Consider the following 13006-nt stretch of genomic DNA (forward strand, 5'->3'; position numbering starts at 1 on the left):
AGCGGTAAAGAACCCTGCTGACTACTTTTCGTTATCTACAACCATGCACTCAACTCATAACTTATCACTCCCTTTTTACTCCGCGCCGTACAGTTCGCCTTTCAGGCTCGAGTTCCTATTCCCTTATCCCTTTTCCCTTTTTACTCCGCTTCGCTTAGTACAGTTCGCCTTTCAGGCTCAAGTTCCTTCGTACTTCCCACTTCGTACTTCCCACTTCGTACTTTGTACTTCGTATTTAATAACTCGTTCAAAAACCCTAAAAACCCGACCAAAAAACATAAAAAATCGATGATTGGATTTTTTTTATAAAAATTTATTGAGGTTTTGGGGGATTGGGTATATTTGGGGAGAAACGAGATCAAGTCGTTTACAATAGCGACTATATATCAGTTAGCTGTAATATTTATCAACTATGAGTATTTTTAGAACAATTAAAAAAAACAAAGATGGTACTTTTGGTCCGACGAGTAATAGTAATTATTACAAACCAATGTATTATCACAATAAAACTGCTAAAAAAAATAAAGACAAAACTAAATGGATAATAAAACAGAATGAACAATACTGTACTTTTGAACTTAGTGATGATAATAATTGGAAGTGCCTTGCGCAAAATGGCTTTTTTTCAATTTTGGAAAATGGTAACGTAATTTTAGGCTCTAACGAAGAAGTATTAGGTTTTTTTCCAGAAACCATCAACGATTCCGATCCATATCACGGCTATCCAGTTACAAGTTCTGAATATGAAATTTCAGATAAACTGTTAGAGAAGTGGCTAAATGATAAGGTAATTGACAGCCGTATGCATGTTAAGTTATTAAAGTGTCAAATATGAGAACTATAAAATTCAACTTAAACATTGAGGTTTTTGACTGTTATATATATAGTGGTCATATATTTCTGTTCCTAAAAACTGGCGAAATTGGATGTGTTAATTTAAATAAAATTTATCATAATCTCTATGTTCAATATCCTGATTATGTCGATTTTTTTAGGATAATATTTCAACGAAATGACTATTTTAAAAATCAACAAGGAGAGTTTTTTTTCAAGATACAAGAGTTAAGAAATACTTTCGACGGTTTATGGAAAAAAATAAGTACTAACATAAATTTCGAATACTTTATTAATGATGAACTATTAATATTAGCTAAAATTCCAGAAAATGACTTGCCAATACTTGATGTCAAAATTTATGGCATGAAAATTTTCGTCGCAACACTTAAAGGCGTATATGCAATGAAGCTATCATATAATTCAAAGTATGAATTTCAAAAAGACAAAAATATTAGTAAATATTTTGATTCTAAATCAATTTCTTTGAATGCAAAGTGCGGTTCATTAGCGATATCAACAAATAATGATGGATTATTTTATGGATCAATTCATGATGAATCAGTTTTAAATGTAACAGAAAAAGAAGTGTCAAATAAATCAATTCGAACGTCTTGGGTTAATTATGACATAATTAATTATGAAAATAATCATTCATTTGAGTTTTTGGAAAACATCATTAATAAAGACAATAATAACAATGATTATTCATTTTATGACGAAAAAAAAGAAAGAAAAATTATTAGTGGATTCGGATTAAATAAAATTTCAAACGAAGAACTCACTAAAAATATCTTATTGGAAGATGAATCAATAAAATATGCTTTCAACAGTTCTTCTAAATCTTTTTTTATAACTAACAAAGGAAAATTTTACAACTCTAATATTCTTATTGATAACAATTCAGACAGTATTTTATCCTTGTTAGGATTGGAAAAGAAAGAAAAAAACACATCTAAAGAAGTAAGAATTTCTCGTTCATATTATGAATTGCCATTGGTGGGAAATAAAAAAATGCTACGTCCTTTATCTTCAAACATTATAGAAAATGGATGTGTACTTGAATTTATGGACAAAGTCGTTTTATTTAAAAATAATAAAGCTGAAATAATTGATAAAGAACCTAGTACTATAGTTAGAAGTTACCCGAGCTCTATACGCTATAAAAACCTTTTGACAATAACAAAAAATGACAAAATAACTATTCATTCTATATATCCTTTTTAAAATACTACAGCTAACAGTGGTTTTGCGCTATTGCTGGTTTTTACTTGAGTTGTTCTTATTTCTTCACGTAAAAACTTTTATCTTAGTTGACAGTACGCAGTTCGCTGGATTCGCAACAGACGCAAAGCCGCGGAACGTTGGCGGTAATTTTAACGAAAATGCAGAGTTTAAAAATAATTTAAAAGAAATGAATTTTACAGAAAATAAAATAGCAATTAAGGATTTAAATTTATGGGACGAAAACGCTCGTTTCCCTGATCAATTTTACAACTCTGATGAGAAAGAATTGATTAAATATTTTCTGTCTAAGAAGAATTTTAAGATTAAAGAATTAGTTGACGAAATTGTAAATGACTTTGACTTGCCACAACTCGAAAAAATTGTCGTTTGGAATACTGATGAAAATCTTGTAGTACTTGAAGGAAATCGAAGATTAACAGGATATAAACTATTAGCTAATCCTGCATTAATAGTTGACATTGATAAAAAACTATTTAAGCATATTTCAGAGATTAAATCAAAAATAAATATTGATAATACTTTTAAACTAGAGTGTTTAATTTCAAGTGATAAAGACCAATGTTATAGATATATAGACAGGAAACATTCTAAAGGAAACAATCAAGTGAATTGGGTAGAACCTGAACGTATAAATTATTCAAATAGACGAGGAATAGAAAGCCAAAATGCAAAAATAAAAATTGCTATCACAAATTATGTTAGAACACTAAATTTACCTATTGAAATAATAAATGAAGTCTTGGGTCAAGGGTACGTAACAACTTTTTATCGTTTTGTTGCAACTGGCCCTGCAAAAGAAACCTTTGGTCTAAGCACAAATAAAGATGGAAATTTAACTTTTACAGACAAAGATTTTCCCGAAAAGCTAAAAGTAATTATTCATAATGTGCTTAAAAAGAAAGATTTTGATGGCAATACTGTCGATTCTAGAGAGTTAAATAAAAATCCTCAAATAAAGCAGTTCCTTGAAAAAATAGATCCTGAAAATTCAAAAAAAGTAGATAAAGAAATTCAAGAAGGTAAAAGCAAAAACCTTTTTGGTCAGGAGTCGAGTAAACTCTCGAAAAGTAGCTCTAAAGCATCTAGTTCTTTAACAACAAGAAAAACACCAAAAACTAAGGAAAATAATATTTTGTTTGGCAAATCACTTTCTTTAAAGTCGGGTAAAGTAAATGATTTGTATAGAGCAATTTTGAATATATACGAAAAAAATGAAAATGACTTTACTGTATTGCCAATAATTGGAATGTCAATGAGATTAATTACAGAAGTTGCGGCAAGAGTGTATTTTGACAATACTGACCCTGAAAAATCTAATAAAGATCAACTATATAATGACTTTCTGAAAATAGCAAAAAAGGAAATGAGTTTAGAAAAAGAATCAAAGAATTTTTTGTCATTAACAACAGATTGGCTTGACGGAAGTAATAATTTAGAAGCAATACTTGCTAAGTATGCTCACGGGAATATAACAACTTCTAAAGATGGAATTTTAAAAAGTTCTTTTATTATTGGAGAAGTTTTAGAACATTACTTTAAAAAATAAAAATGTTTTATTCACCATTAAGATACCCAGGCGGAAAAAACAAACTTTCTGCGTTTATAGCAAAAATTTGTATTGACAACAATATCAAAGGACATTATGTTGAACCATATTCAGGAGGCGCATCAGTTGCACTATTTTTACTAATTGAAGGATTTGTCAAAAAAATAACAATAAATGATAAAGATAGATCGATTTATGCCTTTTGGTATTGTGTACTAAATAGGACTAATGAATTATGCAATTTAATTGAAAATGCTGAATTAACTGTTGAAGAATGGAAAAGACAAAAGAAAATTCAGTCCAACAAAAATAAAGCTAATCTTTTAGATTTAGGTTTTTCCACTTTCTACCTAAATAGAACAAATCGTTCTGGTATAATAAATGGCGGGATTATGGGGGGAAACGAACAAAACGGTAATTATACAATAGATTGTCGCTTTAATAAAAATGAGCTAATTGAGAGAATAAAAAAGATTGCTAAACACAAAAAAAATATCAGATTATATAAAAAAGATGCAATAAAACTCATTGATAAAATCCAAAGTGAGGCTAATGATGATAACGTAGTCTTTTATTTTGACCCTCCATATTATCTCAAAGCAAGTACACTATACATGAATCATTATGAAGATAAAAATCATAAAAAGGTTAGTGATAAAATTAAAGCAATCCAAAACATTAAATGGATTGTTTCTTATGACAATGTTCCTGAAATTCAAAAACTTTACTCTGAATGTCATAAGAAAGAATTTTCATTTAAACATACAGCGTACGAGAGTAGAACTGGAAAAGAAATTATTTTTTTCAGTGATAATTTGAAACAACCAAAAATAAAAAATTACAATCCGACAAAATTTAAAAAAGAAAAAAAATCTTCCAACATTATTTATTTGAAATAGTAGATTTAGTGTAAAAAATATTTACCCCCCCCCGCTACCGCGCGAATCCCTTCGCGTGGTTCTCATTCCTACCCTTATTATAATATAGAAAAAAGGTTGTCAGCTGTAGTTAATTTTTTGTCTTTTAAGTTGTAGTAATATTTACCAAACGAAAGCATTGACTTCGTCGAATTTCATTTCGCGCGGTAGCGGTGGTTTCACTTAAACTATTGTAGCACTTTTTTTGTAGCATTTTATTTTGCTACAATTTTTTTGCTACAACTTTTTCACGCAAACGTTTCAGTTGTAAATGTCAACTGGGAAATGTTTAAATCTAAATAAAACCAACTTTCTTTTCGGTTAATTTTTGAGTGAAATGAGCAAAAGAACATTTACATGGGTTTTAACACTGACTTCTAATTGTTATAAAACAAAAAAACCGCCCACCGGCGGTTTTTCTATGAATACATTTTCTTTCTCATTTCCTGTATCTTCTCGTCTTCCAAATACTCGTCAAACGTCATGTAGCGGTCAATTACGCCGTTGGGTGTAATTTCCAATACACGGTTGGCAACGGTTTGGGCAAACTCGTGATCGTGCGTGGTGAACAGTACCGAGCCTTTGAAGTTCTTCAACGAGTTGTTAAAGGCCGTGATCGATTCCAAATCCAAGTGGTTGGTCGGTTCGTCTAACATCAACACATTGGCACGAATCATCATCATGCGCGAGAGCATACATCGCACTTTTTCGCCTCCGGACAATACCGTACATTTTTTCAAGGCTTCTTCGCCCGAGAAAATCATTTTTCCTAAAAAGCCACGTACGTATACTTCGTCGCGTTCTTCTTCGGTTTTTACAAATTGGCGCAACCAATCGACCAAGTTCAAGCTGCCGTCGGTAAAGTATTCGCTGTTGTCATTCGGCAAGTACGATTGCGTGGTGGTGATTCCCCATTCAAACGTACCACTATCGGGTTGTTGTTTGCCGTTTAAAATTTCGTAGAAAGCTGTGGTAGCACGGGAATCTTTAGAAAACACCACTACTTTATCGCCTTTGGCCATGTTTAAATCGACGTTTTTAAACAATACTTCACCGTCTATAGACGCGGCTAAGTTTTGTACGTGCAGGATTTGGTCGCCGGCTTCTCTTTCTACATCAAATATAATGGCAGGATATCTACGGCTGGACGGTTTGATTTCGTCGAGGTTTAATTTTTCAATCATTTTTTTACGGGAAGTCGCTTGCTTCGACTTGGCCACGTTAGCACTAAAACGACGGATGAACTCTTCCAACTCGGCTTTCTTCTCCTCTGCCTTTTTGTTTTGTTGTGCTTTTTGACGCGCCGCTAACTGGCTCGACTCGTACCAAAAAGTATAGTTTCCGGAATAGTGGTTGATTTTCCCAAAGTCGATGTCGGATATATGCGTACACACCGAGTCCAAAAAGTGACGGTCGTGCGATACTACAATGACCGTGTTTTCATAATTGGCCAAGAAGTTCTCCAACCACGAAATGGTTTCGAAATCCAAGTCGTTCGTAGGCTCATCCATTACCAATACATCCGGATTGCCAAATAAAGCTTGTGCCAATAACACACGCACTTTCATCTTCCCTTCCATTTCGCTCATGAGCGTGTAATGCATATCGGAACCAATCCCTAAGTTAGACAACATGGCACCGGCATCGGATTCGGCATTCCAGCCGTTCATTTCTTCAAACTGTACTTGGAGCTCGCCTATGCGGTCGGAATTTTTATCATCGTAATCAGCATACAAGGCGTCCATTTCCGTTTTTACGGCATACAATACTTTGTTACCCATCATTACGGTTTCCAACACGGTATGCTCGTCGAACATATTGTGATTTTGGTTCAAGACCGACATGCGTTTGCCCGGTTCCAGGAATACTCTTCCTGAGGTTGGGTCGATATCGCCGGCTAAAATTTTAAGGAAGGTAGATTTTCCGGCACCGTTGGCACCAATCACACCGTAGCAGTTGCCTTGGGTGAAGGTAGTATTTACTTCATCGAATAAAATTCGTTTACCAAATTGTACCGATAAGTTAGAAACTGTTAACATGAACTATAGTATTATAAATTTTGGTGCAAAAGTAGTGAAAATAGTGTAGAAATTTAGAATGATTTTACTTTAAAAATGTTGGTTTTTTTAGCAGAATACCACATATTTACACCCTTTATATTTAACTATTGATTAACAGTAAAATCCAAATCATCTAAATATTTTTGTTAGCTAGTTTCTATTCAATGCACACGTACAGAAATTTAAAAGTTATTGTTTTTCTATTCCCATTGCTGACCTTATTGAGCTCGTGTAAAAACGAATTCAAGGGGAATGATTATGTGGCTTACTTTGGGGGAGAAATTGTAAACCCCAACAATCCTTATGTCCTTTTTTGCAAAGACAATGAAGTGATTGATTCTATCCCGTTAGACAAAAACAACCGCTTTTTTGTACAATTTGACTCCTTAGCACCGGGTTTGTATACTTTTAAACACGAACCGGAATACCAATATGTTTACTTCGACAAAAACGACAGTTTAATGGTTCGAGTAAACACACGCGATTTTGACAACTCGGTTATTTTTTGCGGTCGTGGCGATCAAAAAAACAACTTTTTGATGGAGCAATACCTCAAAACAGAAAAAGCGAAAGACGCGATTTTTGAAGCCTTTAATGAAGACATTAACCGCTTTACCAAAACCATCGATTCTACGCATCAAGTCGCCACAAAGTTTTACGAGGCCAAGAAACAAGAATTAAAGTGGAGCGATGAGTTTGATGTATTCGCGAAAGCGGCGGTGGATTATCCGTTTTATTCGGGTAAAGAATTGTATCCGATGGTGCATAAAATGAGAACGGGTAATGATGTGTATGAAAGCATCCCGACCAACTACTACAATTTCCGCAAAAACATCGATTGCAACAATGCCGCACTGTCCGACTATTCGCCGTTTGTGATGTATTTGTCGCATATGTTGAACAATATGGGTTCCATCAACTATCACAATCATTTTACCGAAGTGGATTTGGCTTTGAAAACCAACATCAACAAAATGAACATCGCCGATACGTTGATTAAAAACGAAAAGGTAAAAAACACCATCCTCAACAACATTGCTTTTACGTATTTGTTGGAAGACCAAAACATGGTGAATAACCAAACCTTTTTGGCTACGTACCACAAAATTTCAACCGATAAGAGTCAGAAAAACGAGATTACCAAAATTGGTGATGCGATTCAATTGTTGACAAAATCGAAAACTTTACCCAATGTTGCTTTAGAAGATATCAATGGCAAACCGGTTAACTCTTCATCGTTTACCAATACAAAAACGGTTATTTTCTTTTGGACATCGAGTTCGATTTCTCACTTTGAAGCCGCCCACAAGAAAATCATCGACTTTAAAAAGAAACATCCGGAGTACCAATTTGTTGGTATTAACCTGAATGATTCGCAACAAGAATGGAAAGGCATCTTATCTAAATACAAATTCAGCGGTGTAACCGAATTGCGTTGCGCTGATTTTGAAGATTTAAAATCGAAATGGGTGATTACTAAAATCCACCGTACCATCATTTTAGGCGATAAAGGTTTGATTAAAAATGCGTTTACGAATATTTTTGAATTGAACTTTGAAGAAGGATTGTAGGTTGTTGGACTTGTTAGACTAGTTAGACTTCTTAGAGTAGTTAGACACTTAGATTCTTAGCCACTCCAATAAAAAAAACGTCCCGAATAATCGAGACGTTTTTTTTATGATGATAGTTGCTGACAACTCTCTTTACTGGTTTCCTTTGGCGTAATCGGCTAAGAATTGAGCCAAACCGATATCGGTTAACGGGTGTTTTAATAAGCCTAAGATAGACGATAATGGTCCGGTCATGACATCGGCACCGATTTTGGCACAGTTAACCACGTGCATGGTGTGACGTACTGAAGCCGCTAAGATTTGTGTTTCAAAACCATAGTTATCATAAATCTCTCTGATTTCTTGGATCAGGTTTAAACCATCGGTTGAAATATCATCCAAACGACCTAAGAACGGCGACACGTAAGTCGCGCCCGCTTTAGCCGCCAATAAAGCTTGACCGGCAGAGAATACCAAAGTTACATTGGTTCTGATGCCTTTGTCGGAGAAATATTTACAAGCTTTGATACCGTCTTTGGTCATAGGCAATTTAACCACGATTTGCTCGTGTAATTCGGCCAACTCCTCGCCTTCTTTTACCATACCGTCAAAATCGGTGGCAATGACTTCGGCACTTACATCGCCGTCAACAATAGTACAAATGTCAACGTAATGTTTTAAGATGTTGTTTTTTCCGGTAATGCCTTCTTTGGCCATCAACGACGGATTGGTAGTAACACCATCCAAAACGCCTAACCCTTGTGCTTCTTTAATCTCGTTCAGGTTGGCTGTGTCAATAAAAAATTTCATAGTGTAGTATATTTAAATAAAGTTGTGTTTTTCACTTTTGTGATGCAAAATTACGATTATTTTTAAGTTACTGAGTAGCTGAGTGGCTAAGTTTCTGAGTTTTTTCTCAGGACCTTAAAGCTTATAGTGCTTCATCAGCATACGTTCGTAAACCCTATCCGGTAAGAGTCGTTTTAAAACGATGGAGAACTTTTGCATAAATGCCCCTATTTTGTAGTGCAGTTTGGGTTGTTTGGTATTGATGATTTGGTAGATGGCCATGGCCATTTCGTTGGGATTGCTACCGCTGTCTACGTGTTCATCCATTTGCTTCAGCGTATTGCCGTAAGTCACCTCATAAGCCGAACCCTGAATTACAGGAGCATGATAGCGTCCGGAAGCAATATTGGTGGCGAAATCGCCCGGTGCTACATTAACCACATGGATACCGAAAGGTTTGACTTCCATGCTGATGGCTTCGGTTACAATTTCCAAAGCACCTTTGGAAGCCGAGTATACGCCGCGGTACGGCAAGCCCATATACCCAGCGATGGAAGTGATATTGATGATTAAGCCCGAATTTTGTTCGCGCATTTGCGGTAAAACGGCTTTGATGACTTCAATCGGACCAAAAAAATTAGTTTCGAAATTGTTTTTGATTTCGGCCGTAGGGATTTCTTCTATCGGACCGGTTATGCCTACGCCGGCATTGTTGATGACTACGTCTATTCTTTTTGAGATTGAAATCACTTTATCCACCGCAAGTTGAATGCTCTCGGCATTTCGAACATCCAGTGCAATTAACGGAAATAACGAATTGGTTATTTTTTCCGGATTTCGGCTGGTGCCGTAAACCGTAAAACCTTTGTGAAAAAGAAACTCGCCTATCGCCTTTCCTATGCCGGAAGAACCACCGGTGATTAAAACTACTTTGTTCATTAAATATTAGATTTCAGATATTAGATATGAAATATACAGTTGGATGCTATAAAGATAAATGCTTTTAAATTATTTTGATTCCTAAACCGGGATTTTCGGTTAGCTGAATGTTACCATTAACAATATGGCTGCCTTTAGCGATGTCGTTGGCGATTAGATTGGCGCCGTCCAAATCGGCATAATCACACAAAGGCGCTAAAACCGCTCCGGCGGAAATTCCGATAGTCGACTCTGTCATGCAACCTATCATGATTTTAAATCCCAACTTGCGCGCTTCAGCTATCATTGCCAAAGCCGGTGTTAGGCCGCCGCATTTGACTAATTTGATGTTGATGCTTTTGTAATGTGGCAGTAACTTTTCAAAATCGGCACTGCTTTGACAGTCTTCATCCGCCATCCAATTGGCCAATGTGTCGGAATGTAAATTCGAATATTGCTCCGCTCCTTTTTTCATGGGTTGTTCCAGATAAGTAAAGTTGGCCACCTCAGGATAATTTTCCAACCAAAGACAATCTTGGGCTGTGAAACTTCCGTTGGAATCTAAAGCAATATTTAGGTTTGATTCTGATAACTTACGGATATCGCTTTCGTTAAAATGATTGCATTTTACTTTGAAATAACGCCAATCCGATTGGGCTATTTTTTGGAGTTGTTTGTCTATCGAATCAACACTAATGGTGATAGACGATTCCGGCAACTGCTGAAAGTCGACTTGATTCAACGCTAAAAAACCTCGCCGTTCTAACTTCCCAAACAAATCCCAATAAGCACAATCTAAGGCCGAACGCAAAAAACTCGGCAATTCCAGCGTGAGCAGAAAAGTGTAAAATTCGGCCGGATGGACTATGCTTTGCTTTTCAATCACCGATTGCAGGCGATTCAAAATGGCTTGAAAATCGTTTAAGTTGATGCCGTAATAATCTATGGCAGTACATTCGCCATAACCCTTTTCTCCGTGGCTTTGGAGCGATACAATCAAAGCTTCTCTGAAGGTATAATTCCCATACGCAATGGCAAAGGTTTCTTTGAGTTGGAGTTGGACTATTTGCCAGTGTAAGATCATGGTGTAAAAATAAAAAATCCCGCTTTGCTGTAACAACCAAACGGGATTCTTTTTTTGAAAAAAATGGCAAGCGACCTACATCGCACCGCTACAACCACATACCTTTGCTATGTTCCCATCCTGGAGGATTTTGTAGGAGCTGGTCGTGTAGGACTTGCCGCTGCAAATATACAATCTTTTTATTTTTTTGCAATAATTTAAGACCATAATAAATATATTTGTGAGAGAAAATTAGATTGAAAAAAATGAAATTACATAACCTATTCATAACCACATTTTTAGCCCTTAACCTAGCAAGTTGCGGCGACAGTCAAGCAGAGAAAGAACGCTACTTCAGCTTTGATGAGAGTCAGCTAAAATCGATGTACCAAGCCACAGACAAAGTCGATTTTACCCTATTGAACAACGGAAACAAGACCATTGACAGTGTGGTTTATTTTTCCAATGGCGAACGATTAGCATCGGTAAAAGGGAATGAGAAATTTTCATTGGATTTGAATGGTAAGAAATTGGGGTACCATCAGCTTAAAGCCTTGGTGTATTTTGAAAACGATACTGTTTCTACTAAAACACGTATAGAAGTTGCCTCCGGAGTGGTGCCGAAATTACTGAAATATACCGTAGTGAATAGCTATCCGCACGATGTGAATGCTTTTATTGAAGGCTACGAATTTTACAATGACACACTTCTTGAAAGTACCGGACTAAAAGGCAAATCCTATTTTGCCAAAGTAGATTATAAAACCGGTCAATCGTTTAAGAAAGTTGACCTTGATGCGCAATATTTTGGCGAAGGTATTACCATTATCAATGATAAAGTATACCAATTAACCTGGGAAAACCAAGAAGGTTTTGTATACGATGCCAAGACCATGAAAAAGATAAAATCTTTTAAATATGACAAACCGGTTGAAGGTTGGGGAATGACCAACGACGGCAAAGTGATTTACCATTCCGACGGCACCGAAAAGATTTGGACATTAGATCCGGAGACTTTTAAGTTGACTGACTACATTAATGTATACACTAACGACAGTAAAATTAAAAGTGTCAACGAATTGGAATGGATTAACGGAAAAATTTACGGCAATATTTGGCAAAAAGACGCTATTGCAGTCATTAATCCTACCACTGGTGCGGTAGAAGCGGTTTTAGATTTATCGGCTTTGCGAGCGCAAGTAACCAATAAAGAAGCTGAAGTACTTAACGGTATTGCTTACAGAAAATCGACCAATACCATTTTTGTGACCGGAAAAAATTGGAATAAAACTTTTGAAATTAAGGTTATACCATAATTTTTTATTCTCATTCCAACCTTTTATGCCATAAGAGCCTCTTTGTATAAAAAGACGATTCTTATGAGTACGAAAATCAACATCTCCATTCCACAACCTTGCCATGAAAATTGGGAAGGAATGACCACAATTGACAAAGGCAAATTTTGCGCCTCCTGTCAAAAAAAGGTATTCGATTTTACGCGAGCCAGTGATCGAGAAATCATAACGGCTTATGAGCAAAATCAAAATCTTTGCGGTCGATTCTTAAATACACAACTCCATCGTGATTTGACAAAACAGAAGGAAAAAAGTTCTGTATGGATTGCGGCTACAACTGCTTTTATTAGCTTTATCAGTATAGGAAGTCATGACGCCATTGCACAAACGCAACCTATAAAAACCGAGCAAACTGACCAAAGGATGTTGGGCAAATTCTTAGTTACAAAGCCTGCTGAAATAGAAGTTTCCGGTACCGTAAGTGACAAAACCGGTCCTTTACCGGGTGCCAGTATTTATATAAAAGGCACTGAGGTTAATGTCAGCTCTGATTTCGATGGTAATTTTACCATTAAAGCCAAAAAGAATGACATTTTAGTGGTAACCTTTATGGGTTACGACTCCAAAGAAATTGAAATCATTAATGAGCGTAAAATAAATGTCTCGCTTGAAGAAAATGTACTGTTAGGAGAAGTGGTAACCGTTGGAGGTATATATGGTAAAAAGCGTACCTTCTTCGGTCGTATCTTTCATGCCATCGGTAATTGGTTCAGGTAAACATTTCAG

General features: G+C 35.8%; 11 protein-coding genes and 1 other RNA gene. 7 read left to right on the forward strand and 5 right to left on the reverse strand.

The features are described from left to right. Positions 1–412 precede the first annotated feature (412 nt). The 4 genes from SK086_RS08120 to SK086_RS08135 are packed head-to-tail and all read left to right on the forward strand — an operon-like array spanning position 413 to position 4527. Positions 413–835 carry a hypothetical protein gene (locus tag SK086_RS08120; protein WP_324690844.1) on the forward strand — a complete coding sequence of 141 codons (423 nt, stop codon included), beginning with the start codon at positions 413–415 and terminating at the stop codon, positions 833–835. Further along, positions 832–2061, forward strand: a complete 1230-nt coding sequence (locus tag SK086_RS08125; RefSeq protein ID WP_324690846.1) for a hypothetical protein — start codon at positions 832–834, stop codon at positions 2059–2061. Before SK086_RS08120 ends, SK086_RS08125 begins: the two co-directional genes overlap by 4 nt. Before the next feature lie 16 nt (positions 2062–2077). Continuing rightward, positions 2078–3628, forward strand: a complete 1551-nt coding sequence (locus SK086_RS08130) for a hypothetical protein (RefSeq protein ID WP_324690848.1) — start codon at positions 2078–2080, stop codon at positions 3626–3628. A 2-nt stretch (positions 3629–3630) separates the two neighbouring features. Continuing rightward, positions 3631–4527 (forward strand): DNA adenine methylase, encoded by an 897-nt coding sequence (locus SK086_RS08135; protein WP_324690849.1) that lies wholly within the window; start codon positions 3631–3633, stop codon positions 4525–4527. A 437-nt stretch (positions 4528–4964) separates the two neighbouring features. Here the strand turns inward: SK086_RS08135 and SK086_RS08140 are convergent, their stop codons facing one another. After that, positions 4965–6584: an ABC-F family ATP-binding cassette domain-containing protein gene (locus SK086_RS08140; protein WP_324690851.1), complete on the reverse strand. Its 1620-nt coding sequence runs from the start codon at positions 6582–6584 to the stop codon at positions 4965–4967. 185 nt (positions 6585–6769) lie between these two features. On the opposite strand from SK086_RS08140, the gene SK086_RS08145 reads away from it, so the two are divergent. After that, a complete protein-coding gene (locus SK086_RS08145; protein ID WP_324690853.1) occupies positions 6770–8176 on the forward strand; it encodes a TlpA family protein disulfide reductase in 1407 nt (468 codons plus the stop codon). A 132-nt stretch (positions 8177–8308) separates the two neighbouring features. On the opposite strand, the gene fsa is transcribed toward SK086_RS08145, so the two are convergent. From fsa to ffs, 4 genes are all read right to left on the reverse strand, one after another. Beyond that, positions 8309–8965, reverse strand: a complete 657-nt coding sequence (gene fsa, locus SK086_RS08150) for a fructose-6-phosphate aldolase (RefSeq protein WP_324690854.1) — start codon at positions 8963–8965, stop codon at positions 8309–8311. 114 nt (positions 8966–9079) lie between these two features. Next, positions 9080–9883, reverse strand: coding sequence for an SDR family oxidoreductase (locus tag SK086_RS08155; RefSeq protein WP_324690857.1), 804 nt, complete (start codon positions 9881–9883; stop codon positions 9080–9082). Positions 9884–9947: 64 nt separating this feature from the next. Then, entirely contained in the window at positions 9948–10946 is a 999-nt protein-coding gene (locus tag SK086_RS08160; RefSeq protein ID WP_324690858.1) for an enolase C-terminal domain-like protein, read from the reverse strand. Positions 10947–11008: 62 nt separating this feature from the next. After that, an RNA gene (gene ffs / locus SK086_RS08165) (signal recognition particle sRNA small type) lies at positions 11009–11106 on the reverse strand. An 85-nt stretch (positions 11107–11191) separates the two neighbouring features. Here ffs and SK086_RS08170 point away from each other — a divergent pair. Then, on the forward strand, positions 11192–12241 hold the full coding sequence (locus SK086_RS08170; protein ID WP_290876501.1) for a glutaminyl-peptide cyclotransferase: 1050 nt from the start codon (positions 11192–11194) through the stop codon (positions 12239–12241). Positions 12242–12304: 63 nt separating this feature from the next. After that, positions 12305–12997, forward strand: a complete 693-nt coding sequence (locus SK086_RS08175) for a carboxypeptidase-like regulatory domain-containing protein (protein WP_324690860.1) — start codon at positions 12305–12307, stop codon at positions 12995–12997. Positions 12998–13006: the final 9 nt, after the last annotated feature.

It is taken from the genome of Flavobacterium cheonhonense (assembly GCF_035671315.1).
GTDB classification, from domain to species: domain Bacteria; phylum Bacteroidota; class Bacteroidia; order Flavobacteriales; family Flavobacteriaceae; genus Flavobacterium; species Flavobacterium cheonhonense.